The organism is Fibrobacter succinogenes subsp. succinogenes S85, assembly GCF_000146505.1.
Lineage (GTDB): Bacteria > Fibrobacterota > Fibrobacteria > Fibrobacterales > Fibrobacteraceae > Fibrobacter > Fibrobacter succinogenes.
The window spans coordinates 2,849,410-2,871,257 of the sequence record NC_017448.1; the positions used below are offsets into that span (position 1 = coordinate 2,849,410).

At 47.2% G+C, this 21,848-nt stretch carries 26 protein-coding genes; 22 read left to right on the plus strand and 4 right to left on the minus strand.

Going from position 1 to position 21,848, the window contains the following annotated elements; genetic code table 11:
• Positions 1–34: 34 nt before the first annotated feature.
• From FSU_RS11720 to FSU_RS11760, 9 genes are all read left to right on the plus strand, one after another.
• A complete protein-coding gene (locus FSU_RS11720) occupies positions 35–1,441 on the plus strand; it encodes an ATP-binding cassette domain-containing protein (protein ID WP_014546609.1) in 1,407 nt (468 codons plus the stop codon).
• A gap of 22 nt (positions 1,442–1,463) precedes the next feature.
• Positions 1,464–1,832 carry a fluoride efflux transporter CrcB gene (gene crcB / locus FSU_RS11725; RefSeq protein WP_014546610.1) on the plus strand — a complete coding sequence of 123 codons (369 nt, stop codon included), beginning with the start codon at positions 1,464–1,466 and terminating at the stop codon, positions 1,830–1,832.
• A gap of 110 nt (positions 1,833–1,942) precedes the next feature.
• Complete coding sequence (locus FSU_RS11730; protein ID WP_014546611.1) at positions 1,943–3,070, plus strand: Mrp/NBP35 family ATP-binding protein; 1,128 nt, start codon at positions 1,943–1,945, stop codon at positions 3,068–3,070.
• Positions 3,067–3,363 carry a DUF971 domain-containing protein gene (locus FSU_RS11735; RefSeq protein WP_014546612.1) on the plus strand — a complete coding sequence of 99 codons (297 nt, stop codon included), beginning with the start codon at positions 3,067–3,069 and terminating at the stop codon, positions 3,361–3,363. Before FSU_RS11730 ends, FSU_RS11735 begins: the two co-directional genes overlap by 4 nt.
• Positions 3,364–3,420: 57 nt before the next feature.
• Positions 3,421–4,269: a sigma-70 family RNA polymerase sigma factor gene (locus tag FSU_RS11740; protein WP_014546613.1), complete on the plus strand. Its 849-nt coding sequence runs from the start codon at positions 3,421–3,423 to the stop codon at positions 4,267–4,269.
• 11 nt (positions 4,270–4,280) lie between these two features.
• Entirely contained in the window at positions 4,281–6,002 is a 1,722-nt protein-coding gene (locus FSU_RS11745) for a tetratricopeptide repeat protein (RefSeq protein WP_014546614.1), read from the plus strand.
• 26 nt (positions 6,003–6,028) lie between these two features.
• The gene (locus FSU_RS11750) at positions 6,029–7,945 is read left to right on the plus strand and encodes a tetratricopeptide repeat protein (protein WP_015732160.1); all 1,917 of its coding nucleotides are present in this window, start codon (positions 6,029–6,031) and stop codon (positions 7,943–7,945) included.
• Positions 7,946–7,950: 5 nt separating this feature from the next.
• Positions 7,951–8,376 (plus strand): septal ring lytic transglycosylase RlpA family protein, encoded by a 426-nt coding sequence (locus tag FSU_RS11755; RefSeq protein WP_014546616.1) that lies wholly within the window; start codon positions 7,951–7,953, stop codon positions 8,374–8,376.
• 101 nt (positions 8,377–8,477) lie between these two features.
• A complete protein-coding gene (locus FSU_RS11760) occupies positions 8,478–8,699 on the plus strand; it encodes a hypothetical protein (RefSeq protein WP_014546617.1) in 222 nt (73 codons plus the stop codon).
• Between the two features lie 38 nt (positions 8,700–8,737).
• Here the strand turns inward: FSU_RS11760 and FSU_RS11765 are convergent, their stop codons facing one another.
• Positions 8,738–9,718 carry a N5-glutamine methyltransferase family protein gene (locus tag FSU_RS11765; RefSeq protein ID WP_015732161.1) on the minus strand — a complete coding sequence of 327 codons (981 nt, stop codon included), beginning with the start codon at positions 9,716–9,718 and terminating at the stop codon, positions 8,738–8,740.
• A 20-nt stretch (positions 9,719–9,738) separates the two neighbouring features.
• Positions 9,739–10,806, minus strand: coding sequence for a peptide chain release factor 1 (gene prfA, locus FSU_RS11770; protein WP_015732162.1), 1,068 nt, complete (start codon positions 10,804–10,806; stop codon positions 9,739–9,741).
• A 246-nt stretch (positions 10,807–11,052) separates the two neighbouring features.
• Here prfA and FSU_RS16445 point away from each other — a divergent pair, with 246 nt between their 5' ends.
• The 10 genes from FSU_RS16445 to FSU_RS11815 all read left to right on the plus strand — a co-directional run bounded on the left by FSU_RS16445 (position 11,053) and on the right by FSU_RS11815 (position 17,509).
• The gene (locus tag FSU_RS16445; protein ID WP_014546619.1) at positions 11,053–11,205 is read left to right on the plus strand and encodes a hypothetical protein; all 153 of its coding nucleotides are present in this window, start codon (positions 11,053–11,055) and stop codon (positions 11,203–11,205) included.
• A 149-nt stretch (positions 11,206–11,354) separates the two neighbouring features.
• Positions 11,355–12,320, plus strand: a complete 966-nt coding sequence (locus FSU_RS11775) for a hypothetical protein (protein WP_015732163.1) — start codon at positions 11,355–11,357, stop codon at positions 12,318–12,320.
• Positions 12,321–12,335: 15 nt separating this feature from the next.
• Positions 12,336–12,725 (plus strand): hypothetical protein, encoded by a 390-nt coding sequence (locus FSU_RS11780; protein ID WP_014546620.1) that lies wholly within the window; start codon positions 12,336–12,338, stop codon positions 12,723–12,725.
• A gap of 9 nt (positions 12,726–12,734) precedes the next feature.
• The gene (locus tag FSU_RS11785; protein ID WP_041917852.1) at positions 12,735–13,001 is read left to right on the plus strand and encodes a hypothetical protein; all 267 of its coding nucleotides are present in this window, start codon (positions 12,735–12,737) and stop codon (positions 12,999–13,001) included.
• A gap of 41 nt (positions 13,002–13,042) precedes the next feature.
• Positions 13,043–13,591, plus strand: coding sequence for a hypothetical protein (locus FSU_RS11790; RefSeq protein WP_157747950.1), 549 nt, complete (start codon positions 13,043–13,045; stop codon positions 13,589–13,591).
• A gap of 127 nt (positions 13,592–13,718) precedes the next feature.
• Positions 13,719–13,946 (plus strand): hypothetical protein, encoded by a 228-nt coding sequence (locus FSU_RS11795; protein ID WP_014546622.1) that lies wholly within the window; start codon positions 13,719–13,721, stop codon positions 13,944–13,946.
• 130 nt (positions 13,947–14,076) lie between these two features.
• Positions 14,077–15,057 carry a hypothetical protein gene (locus FSU_RS11800; RefSeq protein ID WP_014546623.1) on the plus strand — a complete coding sequence of 327 codons (981 nt, stop codon included), beginning with the start codon at positions 14,077–14,079 and terminating at the stop codon, positions 15,055–15,057.
• A gap of 5 nt (positions 15,058–15,062) precedes the next feature.
• Complete coding sequence (gene tsaA, locus FSU_RS11805; RefSeq protein ID WP_014546624.1) at positions 15,063–15,854, plus strand: tRNA (N6-threonylcarbamoyladenosine(37)-N6)-methyltransferase TrmO; 792 nt, start codon at positions 15,063–15,065, stop codon at positions 15,852–15,854.
• Positions 15,855–15,964: 110 nt separating this feature from the next.
• Positions 15,965–16,705: a hypothetical protein gene (locus FSU_RS11810; protein ID WP_014546625.1), complete on the plus strand. Its 741-nt coding sequence runs from the start codon at positions 15,965–15,967 to the stop codon at positions 16,703–16,705.
• 6 nt (positions 16,706–16,711) lie between these two features.
• The gene (locus tag FSU_RS11815) at positions 16,712–17,509 is read left to right on the plus strand and encodes a hypothetical protein (protein ID WP_015732165.1); all 798 of its coding nucleotides are present in this window, start codon (positions 16,712–16,714) and stop codon (positions 17,507–17,509) included.
• Here FSU_RS11815 and FSU_RS11820 read toward each other — a convergent pair.
• Together FSU_RS11820 and FSU_RS11825 are read right to left on the minus strand one after the other, a co-directional pair.
• Complete coding sequence (locus FSU_RS11820; protein WP_014546627.1) at positions 17,478–18,557, minus strand: SDR family oxidoreductase; 1,080 nt, start codon at positions 18,555–18,557, stop codon at positions 17,478–17,480. The genes FSU_RS11815 and FSU_RS11820 overlap by 32 nt on opposite strands.
• A complete protein-coding gene (locus tag FSU_RS11825; protein WP_014546628.1) occupies positions 18,524–19,105 on the minus strand; it encodes an NUDIX hydrolase in 582 nt (193 codons plus the stop codon). Before FSU_RS11825 ends, FSU_RS11820 begins: the two co-directional genes overlap by 34 nt.
• A gap of 253 nt (positions 19,106–19,358) precedes the next feature.
• On the opposite strand from FSU_RS11825, the gene FSU_RS11830 reads away from it, so the two are divergent.
• The 3 genes from FSU_RS11830 to FSU_RS11840 are packed head-to-tail and all read left to right on the plus strand — an operon-like array spanning position 19,359 to position 21,837.
• Positions 19,359–20,174: a TIGR02147 family protein gene (locus FSU_RS11830; RefSeq protein ID WP_014546629.1), complete on the plus strand. Its 816-nt coding sequence runs from the start codon at positions 19,359–19,361 to the stop codon at positions 20,172–20,174.
• A 10-nt stretch (positions 20,175–20,184) separates the two neighbouring features.
• Complete coding sequence (locus FSU_RS11835; protein ID WP_014546630.1) at positions 20,185–20,997, plus strand: hypothetical protein; 813 nt, start codon at positions 20,185–20,187, stop codon at positions 20,995–20,997.
• 48 nt (positions 20,998–21,045) lie between these two features.
• Positions 21,046–21,837, plus strand: coding sequence for a hypothetical protein (locus FSU_RS11840; RefSeq protein ID WP_014546631.1), 792 nt, complete (start codon positions 21,046–21,048; stop codon positions 21,835–21,837).
• Positions 21,838–21,848 lie beyond the last annotated feature (11 nt).

A 21,848-nucleotide genomic window follows, 5' to 3' on the forward strand; every position in this document is an offset into this window, starting at 1 on the left:
GCCGTCCCGTTAGGCTTTTTCTATCTTTGGGCGCATGGAATTCAAGCGCTTTGAAGCTCTGATCGAGATGTTTCCGCAGGTGCAGATTTTTAGCACTGAGGGCGAAGATCTTGATCGAGTCATTACTCATTTTTTGAATCAACGTGAAAATGTCTCCACGATGTCGGAGGCTATGCAACGTAAAATCCAGCAGGCGTTGGCCCCGTTTTTCCAGCAGCGTTTTATCAGCTTGCATGATGCGGAAGCTCCGCTGGTGCGCAACTTGCTTCTGGACAAGAAGTTCTTTTTGCAGACGGACCGCTACATTGACGATATGGCGTGGCCGCTGACCGATCCGGAAAAGCTTGGCGAAGCTTTGAACATTGCTGACCTTGCCGAAGGGATTCTTGACCGCAAGCTGTTGAGTCTTTCGAACGGCGAACTTCGCCGAGTGCTCTTGGCCCGCATGTGGATGGAAAAGCCGGAATGGGTTTATTTCAATGACTTGTTCGGCGGGCTCGATCCGGAATATCGAGCGCATTTGGCTGGCTGTGTGGCAGACCTTGCAAAACGACCCGGCTTGAAAGTCGTGGTGCGCCTCGCTCGCGAAGATGAGCTGCTCCCGGAAATTCCGGCGTTTGTTTATGCGGACAAGACGTTCACGCAGTATGCGGGTGAACTCCCGAAAGCTGCTGCTACCCCGAAGTTCAAAAAAGCCGAGCTTAAGGATTATGAAATCGTTGATCTTAGACGAGAGGCGAAAGACGAGAGACGAGAGTGCGGGAATGACAATAGCGGAGAAATTCTTTTCGACCTTAAGCATGTGAATGTCCGCTTTGGCGATACGGATGTGCTCAAGAATTTGAACTGGACGGTTCGCAAGGGTGAACATTGGGCAGTGATGGGCGAGAACGGTGCTGGCAAGAGTACGCTCCTCGGCATGCTTACCGCTGACCATCCGCAGATTTACAACAACGACATTACGCTCCTCGGTGAACGTCCGGGGCATGGCCTCAACATTTGGGACCACAAGGCAAAACTCGGATTCTTCTCGCCGGAAATGGCGCTCCAGTACCGCGAAGATTTGAGCCTTCTGGATGTGCTTTGCACAGGATTCACACCGAACCTCTGCCGCGCTGAAAACATCACGTGGGAAGAAAAGGCTAAGGCTCGCGAATGGCTTACGTACTTGGGCTTTGAAGATACGTCGATTTCTATCCGCAAGATTTCGCCGATTGACAAGCGCTTGGTGCTGATGGCCCGTGCCGCAATCCGCCCGCCGAAAGTCCTTTTGCTTGACGAACCGACGCAAGGCCTCAAGGGCGAGTATCGTGAAAAGCTGTTCCACCTATTGCAACTGCTTTCGACGGAAACGACAATCATCATGGTCAGCCATTACGAAGAAGAATGGCCACCTTGTATGACACACCTCCTCCGCATGCCGAAGTTTTCGCTGAATTAAACGAACACAAAAAGGTCCCGAAATGAATTTCTTATTCGTTGCTCTTGGCGGTGCTCTCGGTAGCGTGTTGCGCTACTTCATGTCGCTTGTGATTCCGAAGGTCGCCGGGTTCCCGTGGCCGACCTTTGTCGCAAACATCTTGGGCTGCCTTTGCATCGGGATTTTCTCGGGACTCTTCCTCAAGTGCGATAGCCTCTCGCCAAACCTCAAGCTTTTTTTGGTGACGGGCTTTTGCGGCGGCTTTACGACGTTCAGCACTTTTGCGAGTGAAAACCTGGCGCTTTTGCAAAGCGGAAAATTCGGGATGTTCATAGCTTACGCGCTAGCAAGCTTTGTACTTGGTGTTGCCGCCTGCGCCGGTGGAATTTACTTGATGGGCTACAATCGATGATGATCGCTCCCCCCTGCGATTTATTAAATTAAAAACAAATAACCCCATACCTCAAAGCGAGCTTGCGAGCGATCCCATAGCCCAAAGGCTCGTAGAGCCGAGCTGTAAAAATGCAATTGAATGAGCAAAATATTTTAAGTGCCTTGCGTGCGGTCCAGGATCCGGACTTGCACAAGAATATTGTAGAACTAAACTTTGTTCAAAACTTGAAAATTGAAGGCACGAAGGTTTCCTTTGATTTGAAACTCACGACTCCGGCATGCCCGATTCGTGACCGCTTCAAGGACCAGTGCATTACCATCGTGAAAAGCCTTGGTGCCACCGAAGTCGAAGTGACGCTCACTTCTTCGCAGGGTCGCGTGGGCGATGACAATTCTGCTGCTAAGGCTCCGCAGAATTCGCATATTGGCGAAGTGGCGCATGTGGTTGCTGTGGCTAGTGGCAAGGGCGGTGTCGGCAAATCGACCGTGACGGCGAACCTCGCTATGGCGCTCAGCCTTTCTGGCGCTCGCGTGGGTATTCTCGATGCTGACATTTACGGTCCCTCTATGGGTCTCATGTTTGGGATAGACAAGGCTCCTGAAGTTTTTGAAGACAATACGATTGCGCCTGTCGAAGCGAAGGGCGGCATCAGCATTGTCTCAATGTGCATGTTCGCGGATTCCGACAAGGCGACCATCTGGCGCGGACCGATGGTTTCGCAGATGATCCAGCACTTCATCCACCACGTGCGCTGGGGCAAGCTCGACTACCTCCTCGTGGACTTTCCTCCTGGAACGGGCGATATCCAGCTTACGCTCACGCAGAACTGCCCGATGGCAGGTGCGGTTGTCGTGACGACTCCGCAGCAGGTGGCTCTCGCTGACTGCCAGAAGGGTATTGCCATGTTTGATAACGTGGGCGTCCCGGTGATTGGTATTGTCGAGAACATGAGCTACTTCATTTGTGATGAGTGCGGCAAACACCACAACATTTTCCCTGCCGGTGGCGGTCAGAAAATTGCCGAAAAGTGGGGTGTGCCGCTTATCGGTAAAGTCCCGATGGAACCAGCCGTTGCCGACTGCGGTGACTGTGGTACTCCGGCCGTGCTCCGCTACCCGAACTCCGAATCGGCGAAGGTCTTTATGGACGCTGCCGAAAAAATGGTCCGCACGCTTTCTGTGTTTGAATCCGAAGGCGATGGAGTCCTTAAAAACTTCAATTACGATTTTGAACAACTGCCGGTGGAGGAAGTATGATCCAGCCAAAGAAAGTATTCAGGACAAAAGAGGGCAAACTTGGTTTTGAATGGAACGACGGTAGCCGCACCGCTTGCGATGCCCGTACGCTCCGCTTAGCTTGTCCGTGCGCACTTTGTGTGGATGAACATACCGGTGAAAAACTCCTCGATGAATCGACCGTTCCCTTGGATGTAAAGCTTGAACATATCCAGTCTATTGGCCGTTATGCCGTGGGTCTTTCTTTTAGTGATGGTCATCGTTCGGGAATTTACCCATACGATAAACTTAAGGAATTGACGAAATCCGCATAATAAACCATATTTGAATGAGTCTAAGACGGTTTGTCCAAGACAAGAAGGTGTTGTTTTATGAGTGATTTTAACGAAGCTCTTTATTTTCGTGACTTGAATAGGTATCCTACGCTGACTCCACAGGAGGAATCGGCGCTGTTGAAAATTATCAAGAACGGTGAAACCGAAGAAATTCGAAAGTCTGCCTTGCAGCGCCTTATTCGCGGTAACCTCCGATTTGTGGTGAGCGTTGCTCGCAAGTACCAGGGTCGTGGTCTTTCCCTTTTGGACCTTATCAATGAAGGTAATCTCGGTCTTTTCAAGGCGGCTAAACGCTTTGACATGGACAAGGACGTGAAGTTCATTAGCTATGCCGTGTGGTGGATCCGTCAGTCTATCCAGAAGGCTTTGTTCGAACAGGTGGGCGCAGTCCGCATTCCGCCTAATAAGCTTGCCTTGGTGAACCGCTTCAAACGTGCCTTAATGCAGAATGGCGGTGACTACGACAAGACCATCTCGATGGAAGAATTTGCTCCTTACGAACGCGATATCGTCGAAGTCATGGAAAAGATTGTCGATATCTCGCTCGATGCTCCGATTGGCGATGATGCCGGTGTCTCCAGTGCCGATTCCGTGAGTACGCTTATGGACGTGCTCGGCAGCGATGGCAACCAGGACGAGGACATGGAACGCGAAGAGCGCAAGAAACTCATCCAGGAAACTCTTTCGTCACTTCCGCAGCGCGAAGAAGAAATCCTCCGCATGTTCTACGGCCTCGATACGGTCGAAGACACGACGCTCAAGGACATTGGCGAAGACTTGAAGCTCAGCCGTGAACGCGTTCGCCAGATCAAGAACAAGACTTTGCGTCGCTTGCAGAAGAGCAAAGAACACAAAGAAAAACTGGCAGACTACCTGCAAGAATAATTGGATCTCTAATGTCGAATCCTTCAACTGCGCCTCGTACTGCCGCGTACCTCTTTCTGATTTTTTTCTTTGGGGCGTTGCTTGCGTATGGCGGATTCAAACTTTATAACAAATACGGACCGTCCAAGACGGTCGTAGGGGAAATCCCGTTCGGGCTCGAAGCGGGTACTTCTGTGTTGAATGGCGATGCTCCGAATTTCAAGGCCGATGTTGAAAGGCTGCCGGTGCAGGCTCAGGCCGAATTCCGCCGTGCGGGCGAACTCTCGCGTAGCGGAGCGACCAAGGCTGCTTACGAAATTTACGATGCTTTAGTGCTTCTTTATCCGAATGTGGATGCGGCGGTCTGGGGTGAAGTCAATACTTTATTCCACATGGATTCCGTGTCGGAGCCGATGCGTGACCGTGCTGAACTTTTGATCGGGCGCCTTATGGCGCATTACCCGAATACGGGCATTAGCTTTTACCTGGACAGCCGCAAGTCGCTCCTTGCAGGGAACTTGACTGTGGCGGTCGAACTTGCAAAGATGGCGAGTTCACGTGCTCCATCCATTTATGAAATCAGACTTTGGTATGCGGAGCTTCTGCTCAAGAATTCGAACATGAAGGATGCTGCAAATGAATGCCGTGCCGCCATCAGCCTTTCTTCGGGCGACTCGCAGCGTGCATTTGAACTCTTGGCTAAAGTCTACCATGACGATGGTATTTTGGACAGTGCGGCACTCGTAGTCGATTACGCCTTGACGCAGTTCCCGCTTTCTTCGGAACTGATGCTTTTGCGCGGTTACTTGGCCGAATACAATGGCAAGTTTGACGTGGCCGAAAAGACGTACCAACGCATTCTTGCGTTCCGCCCCGATTATGAAAAGGCCCGTCGTGCGATGGCGACGATTGGCGAAAAGACTGCTCCTGGCAAGAACGGCCATTATGCAGGCTCTTCTCGGGACCGCGCCCAGGTCGCTTGCGACATCCTTGCTCCGCTGGTCGAACGTTATCCTGAAAACTTGCCGCTACGTGAAGCGATGGGTATCGCTTATACGAAAGCACACATGTTTGACATGGCTCGCCGCGAGTTCAACTACATCCTCAAGAACGACCCGGATTACCCGGACATTAAGTCTCGCTTGAGTGAACTAGAACTGGTCCGCAAGGCCGCCATCGAGGAATACAACAATGGTCTTACGGCTAACTTGAACCGCGCTGTGGATAGCCTCCGCGAATCCATGATGCCCGAACGAAAACACGATTTCTCGACCAAACTAGGACATTATCTTGTTCGCTATGGCGCCTCCTCGCAGGAGTTCTTTAGAAAGTACTCTGCGTCTAATTTTAAACAAGTGAAGCGTTTTGTCTGGCAGGAAACTTTCTACGAAAATCCTTACCATCACACTTACACGGTCGTCTTTGATTCCCTGAACCGCTTTAAGGAAGTTCACGTGGTCGTGTTTGATTCCGCTTCGAATTCGAACCACCTTGGCGTTGCGCCCGAAATCTTTACGCGCCTCCTCAAGCAGAATTCCCGCATTTCTGGTATCAGCAACAACACTGGCGAAACCGATTGCGGTGATGGCACTATCATGGATGCTGCTGTCTGGGAAACTCGCGACAACTTCGAAATTTTGGCTCGCATCGTCGGAAAACCGGCCGAAGTGCGCATGGTTCGCTTGGATCGCAACACTTTGCCGCCTTCTGGCCTGAAACTTTGCGATTATCTGCCGCTTCTTATGGAATTTTAGCTCGTAAATATCTATTTTATAGCTATATGTTCCGTGGTCGTTTTTTAGCTTTAGTTCTGTTCGCTGCATTGTTGGAAGGTTGCACTTGCTGCGCCTACCTGAATCATATGTTCAATGCAGAACGGCTCTATGACGAAGCGACTGAACTTCGCATGGCTCGTCTGGATAGTGTTCCTGACGAAAACATGTCTTACCCGAGTGGCGAGGAATCCCAGAAATACGAGAAGATCATTGAAAAGGGTTCCCGTGTGCTCGAACGCTTCCCCAAAAACAAGAAGCGTACTGCCGAAGCCGTTTTCCTCATTGCTGAATCTTACAGGCACAAGGCCGACTGGCCCAAGGCTATTACCAAGTACGACGAATACGAACGTTATTTTTCCGATAACGATTCCATGCGTGCCGTGGAATACCAGCGTGCTTACTGCCTCTACCGCAACCAGGAATTCAATATCAGCCGCTTTGCATTGGAACCTGTAGTGGCTGACAAAAACCACCCTTACTATTTCCAGGGACTCAACCTGCTCTCGCTTCTGGATGAAAAGTCCGAAGCTCCGGAACAGGCTATTGCGGCCCTTGAAGCTGTGCTTGCCGATACGAGCGGAACCCCGTATATGAAGGGCAAGGCGCATTTCCGCCTGGCAGGGCTTTACTTTAAGATGGAACAGTGGGAAAAGGCCCACCACCACTACAACGCCAAGGAAATTGAAAACCTGAACGATCGCGAACGCCAGACGGCGGGCGAGCAGTCGGCGGAATGCCTCGTGAATACGAAGGAGTACCTTAAGGCTGCGGATGAATACAAGGCTCTTTACAAGGTCGAAGCCTACGAAAAACAGCGCCCGCATTACCTGGTGCGAATTGGTGAAACGACTCTCTTGGCTGGCCGCAATGCCGATGCTTACGTGATTTTCAACAAGGTCAACACGGAATATCCGAAAACGGAACAGTCGTCCCGTAGCTACTTCAATATGGGCGATTATGAACAGAGCAAGACGCAGAATTATGAGCTTGCCATGTCGTATTACGATAGCAGCTACATTGCAAGGTCGATTAGCGAGTATGCCCAGAAATCCCGTGAACGCCGCAATGCTTTAAGGCGACTTGTGTCTATGCGCGACCGCAACGAAGAAATTCTCCAGAGCAAGGATTCCATTCCCAACATGAAGTCGTTCTTTGCGAATGAATTTATGATTGCTGAGTTGTTCCTTCTCAAGCTTTCCGAAGCGGACAGTGCGGTGGCTAGACTTACGAACGTGATTGAAAAGTCCGACGATACGGCAAGCGTCATGCGTGCATCGTATGCGAGGGCTTTCATTTATGACGAGTTCCTGCACGATCCTGATACCGCCGAGGAACTGTACAAGGAAATCATTGAAAAGTACCCGAATACCGATTATGCCAAGCAGGCTCAGGCAAATATTGGCATGAACGTAACGATGAAGACTAAGGAAGATGAAGCCCGGGACCGCTACATGGCTGCCGAAAGCTTGTGGACGGTGGCTTCGGAAATGCCGGTGAGCAAGATGGATCAGGTGGATTCCGCCTATGCAAACGCTTATGCAGCTTTTGATAGTGTGTACAGAGACTATCCGCAGACGCAGTCGGGTGTGCAGGCGCTTTACATGAAGGCTATCTATTTCCAGATGAATCCGGATCGCTTGGACAGTTCCATTGCAATTTACCGTGAACTTCGCGATAAGCATGGCCAGACCCCGTGGGGCAAGCGTGCTGCCTACGTGCTGAATACGCGCCTTACGACAACCGATGACGATTTGGCTAAGTTGCGCAAGCGTACGGCTCAGACGATTGAAAACCTGAACAAGAATTCTGCCAAGTATTACGAAACCTTGAATGCCAAGCCCGAAGAAAAGAAGGCCGAGATTATAAACAAGGAAGACGAAATTCTCGAGAATACGTACAACAGCATGTACGACTTTGAGTAGGTTGTATGACTTATCGTTTTTGGTTGGTGTTTGTACTTGGTATCCTGCTTGCTTGTTCGGGATGTTCTGGTTCTACACATCGCAAGGGTTATATCCGCGTTACTAAATCATCCCGCGTCCAGAAAAAGGCTGAAATAGGTTATACCTTTACGGGAGACGCTAGTTATTACGGTAAGGGGTTTGATGGCAAAAAGACCGCGAGCGGTGAACTTTTTGATCGTGACGACTTTACCTGTGCGCATAGGACACTCCCGTTCGGAACGAAACTCAAGGTGACCCGCATAAAGACGGGCGCCTCTGTCGTTGTGCGCGTGAATGACCGCGGACCGTATGCCAAGAAGCGCGTGCTCGATTTGAGCGAAGCGGCTGGCAAAAAGCTTGGGCTAGACAAAGCTGGTCATGCCCAAGTCAAGGCCGTTGTTGTAGAATAAATTTTCAAAAAAAATGAGCTACTGCTCGAAATGTCATCTTCTGACATGTCGTGATTCTATATTAGTGCTCGTAAGAACACTAAACACCAAAAGGTGAATATATGAATCGCAAAGTAGTTAAAGTGAATAAGCATGTAGTCGAAATTCCGGAACAGTCTCCGTGGGATTCCGGCTTTTCCATTTTCAAGCGCCGCATTGGGGAGCTGATGCAGTTGAGCGGTAACGATGATAGCGCTATCGATGATGATGACTTGATTCCGTATTACCGCATGGGTGAAAGTGAAACGTTTGTGCTCTCCGCCCTCGGTTGCACCGGGTATTAAAAAACGCGGCTTGTGCCGTGCAAATTTTAGTAGTGTCGTTATTTCGCTTTGTAACTCACAAAGCGGACGTTGTTGCAGAAGTCCTTGTGGATTCCCGAGAATTCCAACCACGGATACTTCTCGGCTTCGGCTTTGAGCATTTCGCCCTGTTCCGAACCGATTTCGAGCAAAATAGATGCACCCGGCTTGAGCTTGCCTTCGGTCTGCTGTAAAAGTTTGCGGACAAGGTCAAGGCCGTCTTCACCGCCGAATAATGCAAGCGCAGGATCGTACTTCGCGACTTCGGGCTGGAGCTTGTCTTTTTCGCTATCCGGAATGTAAGGGAGGTTTGCAATCAGGCAGTCAATTTTTGCGGAGGAGTCGCCAGCGACATTCGCGATAACGTCTGCGGTGATTGCGTTCAGCAAGTCGCCCTGTGCGAAGGTCAATGAGCTTGCTTCGTTTGCGGAACTTGCCGAGGATGCCGAAGCGGTGGATCCGGTCGAAGATGCGGCGCTTTCCGCGTCGGGATTACCTGCGAGGTCGTTCGCTTCAGCATTTGTACGTGCAAGTGCAAGAGCGTCTTCAGAAACGTCTGTAGCGAGTACTTTGGCGCCTGCAATTTCTTTAGCACAAGCAATCGAGATGGCGCCTGTGCCAGTGCCGATTTCGACGATGAACGGTTTTTCGATGCCTTTGAGACTGTCCGATGCCATGTCTACGAGCGATTCCGTTTCCGGACGCGGGATAAGCGCGCGGCGGTCGCACTTGATGATGAAACCGCGGAAGCTTGTATCGCCGATGATGTGCTGCAGCGGCTCACGCGTTGCACGGCGTGCAACCATCGTGCGAAGCACGTCCAGCTCCGCTGGCGTGAGCGGCTTTTCGAAGTTCAGGTACAAGTCCATGCGGTTCTTCATCTTGAGACCGTAGCTGATGATGTACTCGGCATCGAGACGTGCATCAGGAATGCCCTTCTTTTCAAAGAAGACCTTGGTGCGGTTCAAAATTTCAAGAACTGTCATCTGCGGCTGTGGCATTGGACTTACCTCACGACCCCTTAAGCGTTGAACTTTCCGAGCTTTTCCTGGGCGTTTGCCATCTGGAGACCATTGATGATTTCATCGAGATCGCCTGTGACAACCTTGTCCAAGTTGTAAACGGTGAGACCAATGCGATGGTCCGTCACGCGGTTCTGCGGATAGTTGTAAGTGCGGATCTTGGCAGAGCGGTCACCAGTACCCACGAGGGCCTTGCGGTTTGCCGCTTCTTCCTTTTCCTTCTTGGCGATGACGGCGTCAAGAATCTTGGAACGCAACATTTCCATAGCGTGCAAGCGGTTTTGCAACTGGCTACGTTCGGTCTGGCAGCTCACCACCACACCCGTCGGGATATGAGTCAAACGCACTGCGGAGTCCGTCTTGTTGATGTACTGACCGCCAGCGCCCGAAGAACGGTAGGTATCCATGTGGATGTCGGCTTCGCGGATTTCCACATCGACTTCTTCTGCTTCCGGGAGGATTGCGACTGTAGCTGCAGACGTATGCACACGGCCCTGCGTTTCCGTTTCCGGCACGCGTTGCACGCGGTGAACGCCACTTTCGAACTTGAGTGTTCCATAGACGCTGTCGCCTTCGATAAACACGCGGATTTCCTTGTAGCCACCCACCGTGCCTTCGCTCAAGTCCTGGATAGTCATCTTCCAGCCCATCTTGTCGCAGTAGCCGCGATACATGCGGAACAGGTCGCCCGCGAAAAGTGCGGATTCGTCGCCACCCGTACCGCCGCGAATTTCAAGCGTTGCGTTACGGTAGTCCCACGGATCCTTCGGCACCATCAAAATCTGGAGTTCGTCCGTCACTTCGGGGAGCTTCTTTTCGATCTCCGAAATTTCGGCCTTGGCCATCGCGACCATTTCCGGGTCGGAATCGCCGAGGGCAGCCTTGTATTCGTCAAGGTCGTCCATCATCTGCAGGTATTCCTTGGCCTTCAAAACAGCCTTTTCGATACCCTTGTACTGCTTGTGAATCTTGTTGTAACGAGCCTGGTCTCCGAGAACATCCGGATTGCCGAGTTCCGATTCCAGTTCTTCGTACTTTTCAATGAGTTTTTTAGCTTTATCTTTCATCGTGCGCAAATTTAGTAAAAGGCGAAGGCAGCGGCAAAACAACTTGTTGTTTTGACATTGCTGAGCCGAACTAAATGCGCTCCAAAGGAGCGCCAAGTAGAAAAGTGTGCAAGGCGAGTAAAGCGCGAAAATTTATTTTCGCATTTTTGAGCCGTGTCGCCATCTGTTTGCAAAATGAACGGCGAGATGTGCGACCCCTTTTTTTGAAATTTATTCGTTTAGATCCTACAAATGGTGTAAAAGCCTTTGGCAGTCAGCTATGCTTGCGTTGACGTTGACGATGCGTACTTGAATGCGGTGCCGTTTTACGAGAAAAATGGATTGCGCTTCATGAATGCCGAAGACGATGATCCGCATACGCGCCTTATGTATTACGACTTGATGAATCTAGTTGCGTGAATTAGAAGAATGATAGCCTCGATTTTACCGAGTTTTTTCTGTGTTCTATATCAATATTTTTGGTCAAAAACTCAAAAAAACTTGACAATGTTTCGCTTTTTTTTACATTTGAGGCCGGATTTGTTAAAACATAAACGGAACATATTGAAATGAAATCAAATCTGTTTACTGGTTTTCTGTTGTCTATTTCTTTGCTTCCTTCATTGCTTTTTGCCCAGGAAAGCGAATTCGTCGAAGATAGGAGTAATTCGCTTGTTGAATTTGTGGACGTGCAGGACCAAAAGCCTGTACTGACTACAGAAACAGATGTTAAAGAAGACGATGTGAAAAAGGTAGAGTCTTCAACGTCAATTGAAGATAAAACACCGACTCCAAGTCTTGCTGAAAAAAAGAAAAATTTGGGTGTTCATGCAAGATTGTCTTTTGCAATTCCTGTAGGTATGACTGCCGCGCCTAATGTTGATGGAAATTCTTCTGCTTTAGGAAGTTGGCATTGGCTTGGTACGAAAGATGCTTTGGGAATCGCTTTTAGTTATTATTTCAATGATAAAATGGCTTTAGTAACAGGATTTGATTTTCATTTGCTTTATTTTAAGTCTCTTGGCAAGGTTCAGCAAAATCATGTTGAATTAAATGTTGGAAACGAGTTCTCTTCAACTTATACTTATTCTATGATGGAATCAATGGAAAAAACTGTGTATTTGACAGAAAATAAAAAACGTAGTTTGCTTTATTATCAATATGCTTTACCAATTTCTTTCCGTTATCATGTTATGGGTAAAATATGGGGACAACTGGGCTTAGAGCTTGATTACATCTCAAAAGGTAAAGATGTGTATGATGTCTCGGTTTGCAGCAGAACGTCATATTTTGTTTCTTTTGGTGTGGGTGGCTATACAGAATTTTCGGAACAACGGCAAGAAACTTCAGTTCCTGTCAGAAATGATGTGATTCCTAATTTGTTGATTTCTGCAGGAACTTCATGGCCTTTGTGGGGCTGGAATGTTGAAGCAGCTTTGTCTCTATCGTATGCGTTGAAGAAAATAGATTTTGATTATGGTATTTCTTCGAATGTGTTTACCATAGGTTTGGATGTTTATCTTTGGTTTATTTAAAATAAGGAATAAAAAATGAGAAAAATTAATATTCTCTTTGCCGTTATGGCTGCTTTTTTCTTGGCTTCTTGTGCATCAATTAAGCCAAATTCGCCCGCTTCTGGTCCGACAATCCCAATAACCCCATTGAAAATAAAAAAGATGACGCCTGTTACATATCAGTACGAATCTGCTAATATTGGATGTTCTGAAATTGGTTTTTTGAACAAATTTGTCGGTAAAATGATAAAGCTTGGGGATGGAAGTGTTATATACGTAGATAACATTTTGGATATCCATACTGAAAAGTATTCGTCGCAAAGGTTTTTTGATGTAGGTCTTTTTGGCATGTTGCCATCTTTTGCTTTGACTGATGAAAAATACAATTGCAATTTCTGGGGCTTGGCTGTAGAATACGAGAAGTAGTGATTGCTTATGTTTAGACAAATCTTACTAGGGCTAACGATATTTGCTTCATTTGTTTTTGCTTCGTATAGTTTGTATCCTGTACCGGCGGCAAATAGTGGTGAAATTAAGATTGCTCCTAGCTTTTTGATGGTAGATGGAGTTGCTGACAGCAAACATAAGCAGTATGGTGTTGCTTTAAAAACACGAATTGTTCCTGCTACAAATTTGGAGCTTTTTTTAGTGTTCCGTTTGTTGTTGCTAGTTCGTCTTACGATGAGTGCTTGGAAGCTTTAGCTCCGTACGATGATGGTTCGAGGGATCCTTCTTTTTATTGTATGGAAAAAGGTTTTTATACAGGTGCTCAAAATTTGAGTGCTGGAGTCCGCTTTCAGGCTCTTCCCAATGTCGCTCTTTTTGCGGAGATGACTGCACCGACTGGCAAAGAGAGTATTTCCAGCCAAGTTTTTGAACTTTTTTTGGGTGGTCAGTATTCTACAAAATTTGGCCCTTTAGAATTAGGAACAGAATTGGGGCTTGTTTACCTCACAGAAAACGATGAAAAGAATTGGGCCGAAAAGCAAGGCCCGATGCAAATAGCTGTTGCGTTTGAATTGAATTATTCAGTAATTCCAATTGTATTACCCTATATTGGAGGTATGGTTAATGTGGTTCTGACTAATCCTGAGTTTAGGTCTGGAGCTGTAGGTCCAGAAACCCAAGGCCTTGTTGGATTTTTCCCATATTTAGGTGCTGGCTTTATTATTTCAGATTTGTTTTCTGTAGATTTAAAAACAATCTTTAGTATAGGTGATGATTATACGGAACTATTTGGTGGAAAAGGGCGTCTGGTAATTGAATTGTCCTTCATTGCTCATTGGCATTAAAGCGAAACGCTAGCTCTCATTGTGCTCGCTTTTTTGAATTTTTTTTTCGCTTCTTGCTAACAGTTGATTGCAAAATGAATGGCGTGCAGCGCGACCCCTTGTTTTTGAAAATTGAACATTTTATATTATGAAAACCATGGCTAGACCCATTCGTGAAACTCCGATTCTCTTTGGCGAAGATGCTCGTCGCTTTCGTGAGGCGATGCAGAATGTAAAACCGGAACCTCCTGAAGTTCGAGCCCGCATTTTGCGGGATTACGAGCTAATGAAAAAGGCTTACGAACGTGGTATGGCTGATCAGCGTGCTCGAGAAGACGCCAATGGAGGTGTTGATCCGTGGTTCAAAAAGGTATAAATAGTAACTATTCATCTCCCCTTAAATAACGTAAAACTCTTGACCGGCCAGCCTTTTGCGGGCTGGCTTTTTTTATATTAATATTCTATGGCGCCGGGTTATTTATTCGTGCGTTAAAAAGGAGCTAGAGATGAAGTTAGGATTTATTGCAGGAGTTGCCGTTGCTTTGAGCTTAGGCTTGTTTGGGTGCGACGGAAACACAGTGGCCGAAGCCGATGTTGAATATGATGATGTCGCCCAGGGTGGTACAGAAAATCCGTCCAATGGTACACGGACTTCATCAAACTCAAAGGTTGCTTCTTCGAGCTCTCGTGCATCGATGAATGTTGTCGAAAGTTCTTCTGCAAAATCGTTGTCAAGTTCTAGCGAAGGTCCCGTTGAAACGTTAAGTTGGATTAGCACAACGTACAAGACAGCGAGAGTGGTTGCCGAAAACGCAGATAAGCTAAAGTGCGATGATGTCAAGAATACGGATGATTTAAGTGGCTACGAAGTGGCGTATGAATTCAATAATCCTAACGATTTAGGGCGCGACTATATTGGAAATAATAATGCGTATATTGAAGACAATGTGCCTCCAGTGTCTGCTGCGTGTGGGAATATTATTTTCAACGGAGAAAATGGCCTGCTTATACCGTTGAACGATACTTTTAATAGTAAAGGCTTTGTAATCGAAGTCCGTTTCATGCCTACCGAACCGGGGATTATGGGCAATATCTTCGTGGCCGAACCTCCTGGAAGCGGTGTCGATGGTTGGCAGGTACGTCTAGATGGCTCTGATGTCGTTTTCCACATGCGCGATACAAGTATTCGAAGCTCTTGGGAAACTCCTAAAATTGGTACGGTGTCGATGAACGAATGGCATGTCGTCCGTGTTAAAGTTTTCCCGGTGAAGTCGGCTGTGACCGGAAAAACGGTGTATTCGATGAATGCCTCCCTGGATGGTGTAACAACTGTCGTGACGCAGCTGTCTGAGCGTATCAATATTGATGTTGACAGATATGGTCTTGGCATTGGCTATGATTCAATGCATCAGTCTTTGCATGCCGACCGATTCTTTACCGGAAAAATTGATTACATCCGGTATGGAAGGATTGCAGAAAAGAATTAATTGCAATGACGCCTATCGGTACATTCTACGGTGATGCTGTTTACAAGTATGATGCTCCTCGCCAGGGGCGTCTTTTTGCAGGGCATCCGGGCCGTATTGAACTGCAGCCGGGAATGAATTTCGAAACGGCGCTTCGCGACTTGGATGGCTTTGAACGCATCTGGGTGATTTTCTTGTTCCACGAGAACGAGGGCTGGCGCCCGACAACGCGCCCGCCTGTACCGCCCAAGGGTAAAGACCGTGTGGGAACTTTTGCAAGCCGCAGTCCTTACCGACCAAATCCGATTGGACTTAGTTGCGTGAGGCTCCTGAAAGTCGAAGGGCTCACGTTATACGTCGATGAAGCCGACCTGCTGAATGGAACGCCCGTACTCGATATCAAACCGTACATCCCGATGGCCGATGCCTTCCCCGATGCGAAAGCGGGCTGGGTTGAAGAGCAAGTGGGGGAGTTGTGGACGGTTGAAATGTCAGCTGAGTTTGCTGAACAAAATCGTTGGATTGCAGAGCATAGTGCATTTGATTTGGAAAGCTTTGCTCAGGTGCAACTTTCTCGCGGAAATTTTTCCAAAGATGTTTTTGACAGCTCCCGCCGTCGCTTGGCTGTTGATGAAAATTCTAAAACGGGTGTGCTTGCTTACCGCACGTTCCGCATCCACTTTAGCTATGATGAAACGGCCCGTAAGGTTTTGCTTTTGCGTGTTTCAAGCGGTTATTCCGAAGCTGATTTAGCGCCCGGTGCTGAAGATAAGTACGGTGACAAACAACTTCACCGAGACTTTATTGCGAAATTTTAATTGTGATGTCATTCCCGCCCCCTTGTCATTCCGGACTCCGTTCCGGGAGGGATTTCCGTCTTGTTGAATTTGTTATATTTAGCTCAAACTAAACGTTTTTTATAAGAAATATGAAGAATAAACTTATTGCACTCTTTATTTTGTGCGTTGCTGTAATTGCAAACGCTCAGTCTGTCCCTACAATCGGCAAATCCGCCCCGCGTGAACACCGTGGGTTCTACAATAGCACGTCTTTTGGCATTGCCTATAACTGGTTTGACAATAGCCTTGACGATACAGATAAATACCAAAATCGTCAGCGTCATGATGTTGAAATCTATGAGTACAATGGATATTCTTTTGCGCTCGGTGAATTCAAGTTCGGTGTCGCCATTGCTGATTTGGTTGCTTTCCATACCGTTTTTAATGTTGGGTTCTTTATGGGAACTGTGGATTACAGCAATGAAAGGTATCAAGAATACTGCACTGAAGCCGGGTGCGTCAATATGGCTCAAATAGATGGTATAGATGATCCGACTTCTAACGATGCATACAACTTTAGAACGTATTTTGGCTTTGGTGCGACCTTCTATCCGTTTCGTGACAAGAATTCTCCGATGAACGGATTCTTTGTCGGCGCCTCGTTGGGGTATACTTTATTTGTGGCTGTGATCAATGGTGGCAATGATAGTGCTACCGGTAATGGCGGCTTTGGCTTTGAATTGGAAGCGGGCAAGGAATGGTGGATCAATGACCATTATGCGATTGGCTTTGGAGTTGGCTTTGCCCATAGTAGCTTGGTTTGGGAAACCGTCAAATCCCATAAGTCCGATAATGTACTGTCGCTTTCTTTCCGTATGACGCGTGGATAATTGACGATGAAAATGTTTAAAGTATTAATCGTTGCATTAATTGCCGCGTCGGTGGCTTGGGCTCAAATGCCTAAAGTAAATAAGCCCGCGGTTCCTTGCGAACATCGCGGTAGCTTTTTCAGCGTTGGCCTTGGCTTATCTTATATGAGTTTGTCCAAAGATGAATATGTTTCGCATCGTAGTGAAGATGGAGATTGGGATAATCCTTCGCATAGATATGTTGTAAAAAGTGTTAAATATTGGGGACCTAAAAGACATTGGGAATTTAGCGGCGCTGAAGCTCCTTCGCTAGATTTAAGGTTTGGCGGAACAATTGGAAATGTCGTCGCCTTGTATTTTACTTTTATGGGTGGTCTTTATAGGGGTACAGCGGTACGTGAAGAAAATAATATTGAACAATATTATCTCCCCGATGCAAATGGCAATTTGATTTTTCAGTCGGAGAATAGCAAATCTTATTACAGGCGTGAATTTGATGCGATAGCCGCTTATGGCTGGTTTGGTGTCGGTTTCTCCGTTTATCCGTTCCGCGATCCATCTTCGCCGTTGAGAGGACTTTATTTTGGATTCTCCGGTGGTCTTGATGCTTTAGGTGTTCGTGTAGAAGACAATTATGATGACGTGGCGACGGAAAGTTATTTCTTACGCTATGAAGTCGGGAAGGATTGGTGGGTGAGCGAAACGTGGTCGATTGGCGTTGCGCTCTCATTTACGAATGTTGTCGGATTTGAAGACGACTACTATGGTAGCGATGGCGGCGGCCGCAAGGCGGTTACGCTTTTGTTCCGCATAACTCGCGGATAAAACCTGTATCTATACCGTTTACAAGCAAGTTGGTGATAGCCTCGTCGCTACCCATCTTGCTTTTTTCTTTTATGTGGCGACCAAAAGTCTTGTGCCAGTCGAAACTGTCGGGGACGAGCTCGTCAAAGACTGGCCACGGCTTGATGAAACCTGGCGGGAGCAGTTTGTAGAGTTTTTCGGAATTGATGCTCAAGTCGCCAACGCGCGGGGGCATGGGTCCGCCTTCGATACGCGGCACTCCATGGAGGAGCTCGGCGGGGTAGCCGCCGACCGCGTTCACGATTTGACCGACGTTGTAAAGCGATACGCTACGCGGGCCGCCGCAGTTGTAAATGCCGGCGGGGAATTTATGTTCAAGAATGTATTGCACGGTACGGCAAAGGTCCGGACCCGAAAGCGGGTTGCGGAATTCATCGGTGAACAAGGTTGCTGGGCGACCGGGGCGGAAACGGTACGTAATCCAGTCAATGGCACCGGCGCATCCGCCGGGCGCATAGTCCATCGGGAGCGGCACGCGGAGAATCACGACGTCAGGCTTGATAGCGGTAATCGCGTCTTCGGCTTCGGCCTGGTGCTTGCCGTAATTGTGGATGGGGTCTTTGGGGTCGGTTTCTACGTACGGGCGGTTTGGCTTTGTCTTCTCGTCACCGCTAAAGACCATGTCGGCAGAAATGCGGATGAGTGTCGCGTTGTAGCGTGCTGCGAATGTAGCTGCATCAACGCCCTGACTGTAATTCAAAAGTCGGCTGCGGGCAGGGTCGCATTCGCAAGCCTTAAGCGCGCAATTTCCGCTCGCGTCAATAACGGTACCAAAGCGGAATTTCTCAAAAAGTTCGCCCAATCGTTCTGTTTCTTCGGCATCTACGCCGAAGACGTTTTCTCCAAAAACGCACGGATGCTTGATGGGGCGAATCCCGATAATGCCCGGCACGTTCTCGCGAACGGTCGCGCTGCCGTACAATTTGTTGAAATGCCTAAAAAGTGCAAAGCCGGGAACGCCGTTCAGCCCGAGAATTAAAATCGGGAGGCGGATTGCGATAATTTCCACTTGAAATAGCCTGCGATTTGAAGCGGGTGATTGAACGTGCCGTCGGCAACTTTTGCCTGGAATTCCTCGTCCGTGTACAGGAACGTTTCGATATCTTCCGTATCGTCAAAGCTCGTTTTGCCCAAGCGTTCCACGCCATCGATAAACACCACGTGGAACTTCCCGCGATGCCTATCTGGATTCACCGGGAACGACCCGATGTAGGCTACGTTGTCATGCCCGCCACTGAGCGGGCATCTCCCTTCTTCGAGGCGATAACCGCATTCTTCTTGCAGTTCTCTGACGGCGGCCTCTTCTGGTGTTTCGCCTTTGTCTATAATCCCTGCCGGAAACTCAAGCGCAATCTTTCCCGTTCCGTGGCGGTACTGTTCCGTCATGACCCACTTGCCTTCCTTTGTGCGTGCAAGAATCAAAACCCAGTCGGGTTGCCATAACGTATAAAAATCATCGATGACCTTGCCGCTCGGCAGTTCGCACGTTTCCTTCGCGACCTTCAACCACGGCGCATCCACCAAAAATTCCGAACTCAACAATTTCCACGGTTTCATACCCCAAATTTAGAAAATACAACATCAAAGCAATTCTTTAAGTTCTAAGATCTAAGTTCTGCCGACTAGATTCTTGTAATTGCAATAAACGCCCCTGATTCATCTACGCTTTCTGGTGATACATTAAATTTTAAAAATTTTTGAAATTTACAAAATTTACGTATTTCTGCTAAAAATCAAGATTTTTGTATCATTTTATCTATTGCGAGTTACTGACAAATGACGTATATTTGAGCCTGTAAGGAGGTTAAATATGAAACCGATAACAGAATATCAAGATTACCGAAAGTACATGCTTGATTATTTTGAATGGCGAAAGAGAAGTTCTGTGTTCTCGTGGCGCGAATTTTCCAAAATCGCCGGATTCTCGTCGCCATCATACTTAAAACTTGTATGTGATGGCAAGAGCTCGCTGAGCCGCGTGGGCGTCCCGCTTGTGGCTGCCGCGATGGACTTGAATGATTTTGAACAGGAGTATTTCAAGCTCATGGTTGAATTCACGAATGCCAAAGACGATGACAAGAAAAAAGAAGCGTTCCTCAAAATGAAGGGGCTTGCAGACGAACAGCGTGCTAGAGTGTTGGATGCTGATGCGTTTGATTACTACGAAACGGCAGTGAATTCCGTTGTTCGTGAACTTGCTCCGTTGATGCCTGGCGCACTTCCGGGTGAAATTGCCAAGAAAATCAAGCATACGTTTACGGCGCAACAGGTCCGTGATTCATTAAAGCTTTTGGTGAAACTTGATTTGCTTAAGTCACTTGGCGAGAACGTCTACGAACAGACAGACAAAGTCATTACGGGTTCAGGTGAAGCGCTTAAGCTTGCGCTCCGCTCCATGAATGGTCAGATGATAGACCTTGCCCGTGAAGCTATTGAAAAAATCGCTCCGGGTGAACGCAACATTTCGGGTGTGACGATTGGCGTTGACGAAGCTACAGTAATACGCATCTCTGAAGAAGTGGATCGTTTCCGCAAACAAGTTATTGCTATCGCTAGCGAATCCAAGAAGATCAACCAAGTTTATCGTTTAAATTTACAGCTTTTCCCGCTGACGGAAAAAGTGTAAGGAGGAAACCATGAATCTCAAAAAAATCATTCCGCTTTCGTTCACTGCGTTGAGCGTGATGGGGGCCTTTACCGCTTGCTCCGATAATAAAGTGGTGGGGGCTGACGAACAGGCTAATACGATGGCTGAACGTTCTAGTTCGTCTGTAGAGTTGGGCTCGTTGAGCTCAAGTAGCTCTTTGCAAGGTTGGAAAATTGATCGAGAAGGCGCTTTAGCAGCTCTTAGAAGTGTACGTAAAGAAACGGCGATTGCTTATACTTATCTGGCCGGAGATTCTGCTGAACAAATAGATACGGTTAATGCTTATGAATCTTTTGACAGAGTTGTTCAAATAATCCTCAATAAAGATGGTTCTATAATCTTTGATGAGAATGCTAGAGGGTATGATAATGATTATCAGACTTATGCGTTAATGAAGGACGAAGAGGGCTTCGTTCATGGAGGATTATTGTTTGAACATGGGTTTAAAAACGTAGAACCCGGTTCGTCTCTCGAATTGACTTGCACCGGCTTGGATAATTGGTATGATGTATACTTTAGATTCGTAGATGTTTCTGGAGTCCCGGACTCTGCTGCTATTAAATATTTTAGGTCCACAGATTCAACGATGAGGGATCAGTTTAGACAGGATTGTGCTCTTGAAAATGGTGAACTGACGGATGATCCTAAATTTTATCCTGATTTGGGCTGTAGAATCGATCCTAAATTAGTTGATGGCGTCCTGACATACAAAGATCCTTATTGGAAAAAGTATGCTACGCATATTATCGAAGGTTGTGTAACAACTCAGAATTTTGATGAATTGTTTGGTTTAGGCGACTAAATATATAAAAGGTTATATCTTTAAAAACTTTATATAAAGGAAAAGATTATGAACTTCAAAAAAATCATTCCGCTTACGCTCGCTACCATGAGCGTGATGGGCGCCATTACCGCTTGCTCCGATAAATCGCCCGAGAACAATATTGTTGGTGTTGATGAACAACCTAATACGATGTCTGAAGTAAAAACTTTGTTTGGAAATGTAGTAAGTAGCGATGTGCAACGCGCCATGCTGGCTAAATATAAAGAAGATTCTAAGTCTAATGGTGCTGTTTCAGCTATTTTGGCTCATGATAGTACTTTTCAGTTGAATACTATAAAAACGATTGATGGCGATGAATTTTATAATAATGAAATAAATCGAATACTCAGTATGGGCGATATTGATACTACGTATGTAGAATATAAAGGGTGGGATTATTATTCTATGCTAGATGAAAATGGTGTACTGCATGGACCGATTTCGATATCCCATTCTGTTTTGGCGTATGATGTTACAAATAACGTTGGCTGCGTGAACGAAAATAAATGGTTTATAGAGGATAATGAAGTATATAGAATTAGCGAATATTATAGTGTTAGTGTAGGTTTTGGAAATGTTCAGATGAGACTTCAAACCAGAGATTCTCTTTTGACTGCTCAATTTATAGAGGATTGTAATGCCGAAAATGGAATATTCAGTGAGTACAAAGGTAATCGGTATTATATTTTGGGGGAGGCTCATGTTGAATCATGGATAAATTGCGTTATGCAAAGAGACAATCCCTATAAAGATCCCCATTGGGTAAAGTATGCATCATATATTATCAATAATTGTAGGTCCGATGTAGTTTCTTATTAATCCCATAGCTC

What these genes read in the sequence shown, in the direction of transcription:
- FSU_RS11750 (WP_015732160.1), top strand. Translation starts at nt 6,029, where the DNA reads ATGTTCCGTGGTCGTTTTTTAGCTTTAGTTCTGTTCGCTGCATTGTTG.
- FSU_RS11720 (WP_014546609.1), top strand. Translation starts at nt 35, where the DNA reads ATGGAATTCAAGCGCTTTGAAGCTCTGATCGAGATGTTTCCGCAGGTG.
- FSU_RS11785 (WP_041917852.1), top strand. Translation starts at nt 12,735, where the DNA reads ATGTTTAGACAAATCTTACTAGGGCTAACGATATTTGCTTCATTTGTT.
- FSU_RS11790 (WP_157747950.1), top strand. Translation starts at nt 13,043, where the DNA reads ATGGAAAAAGGTTTTTATACAGGTGCTCAAAATTTGAGTGCTGGAGTC.
- FSU_RS11745 (WP_014546614.1), top strand. Translation starts at nt 4,281, where the DNA reads ATGTCGAATCCTTCAACTGCGCCTCGTACTGCCGCGTACCTCTTTCTG.
- FSU_RS11760 (WP_014546617.1), top strand. Translation starts at nt 8,478, where the DNA reads ATGAATCGCAAAGTAGTTAAAGTGAATAAGCATGTAGTCGAAATTCCG.
- FSU_RS11775 (WP_015732163.1), top strand. Translation starts at nt 11,355, where the DNA reads ATGAAATCAAATCTGTTTACTGGTTTTCTGTTGTCTATTTCTTTGCTT.
- FSU_RS11825 (WP_014546628.1), bottom strand. Translation starts at nt 19,105, where the DNA reads ATGAAACCGTGGAAATTGTTGAGTTCGGAATTTTTGGTGGATGCGCCG.
- tsaA (WP_014546624.1), top strand. Translation starts at nt 15,063, where the DNA reads ATGACGCCTATCGGTACATTCTACGGTGATGCTGTTTACAAGTATGAT.
- FSU_RS11765 (WP_015732161.1), bottom strand. Translation starts at nt 9,718, where the DNA reads ATGCCACAGCCGCAGATGACAGTTCTTGAAATTTTGAACCGCACCAAG.
- FSU_RS11835 (WP_014546630.1), top strand. Translation starts at nt 20,185, where the DNA reads ATGAATCTCAAAAAAATCATTCCGCTTTCGTTCACTGCGTTGAGCGTG.
- FSU_RS11800 (WP_014546623.1), top strand. Translation starts at nt 14,077, where the DNA reads ATGAAGTTAGGATTTATTGCAGGAGTTGCCGTTGCTTTGAGCTTAGGC.
- FSU_RS11755 (WP_014546616.1), top strand. Translation starts at nt 7,951, where the DNA reads ATGACTTATCGTTTTTGGTTGGTGTTTGTACTTGGTATCCTGCTTGCT.
- FSU_RS11830 (WP_014546629.1), top strand. Translation starts at nt 19,359, where the DNA reads ATGAAACCGATAACAGAATATCAAGATTACCGAAAGTACATGCTTGAT.
- FSU_RS11730 (WP_014546611.1), top strand. Translation starts at nt 1,943, where the DNA reads ATGCAATTGAATGAGCAAAATATTTTAAGTGCCTTGCGTGCGGTCCAG.
- crcB (WP_014546610.1), top strand. Translation starts at nt 1,464, where the DNA reads ATGAATTTCTTATTCGTTGCTCTTGGCGGTGCTCTCGGTAGCGTGTTG.
- FSU_RS11740 (WP_014546613.1), top strand. Translation starts at nt 3,421, where the DNA reads ATGAGTGATTTTAACGAAGCTCTTTATTTTCGTGACTTGAATAGGTAT.
- FSU_RS11810 (WP_014546625.1), top strand. Translation starts at nt 15,965, where the DNA reads ATGAAGAATAAACTTATTGCACTCTTTATTTTGTGCGTTGCTGTAATT.
- FSU_RS11735 (WP_014546612.1), top strand. Translation starts at nt 3,067, where the DNA reads ATGATCCAGCCAAAGAAAGTATTCAGGACAAAAGAGGGCAAACTTGGT.
- FSU_RS11780 (WP_014546620.1), top strand. Translation starts at nt 12,336, where the DNA reads ATGAGAAAAATTAATATTCTCTTTGCCGTTATGGCTGCTTTTTTCTTG.
- FSU_RS11840 (WP_014546631.1), top strand. Translation starts at nt 21,046, where the DNA reads ATGAACTTCAAAAAAATCATTCCGCTTACGCTCGCTACCATGAGCGTG.
- prfA (WP_015732162.1), bottom strand. Translation starts at nt 10,806, where the DNA reads ATGAAAGATAAAGCTAAAAAACTCATTGAAAAGTACGAAGAACTGGAA.
- FSU_RS11795 (WP_014546622.1), top strand. Translation starts at nt 13,719, where the DNA reads ATGAAAACCATGGCTAGACCCATTCGTGAAACTCCGATTCTCTTTGGC.
- FSU_RS11815 (WP_015732165.1), top strand. Translation starts at nt 16,712, where the DNA reads ATGAAAATGTTTAAAGTATTAATCGTTGCATTAATTGCCGCGTCGGTG.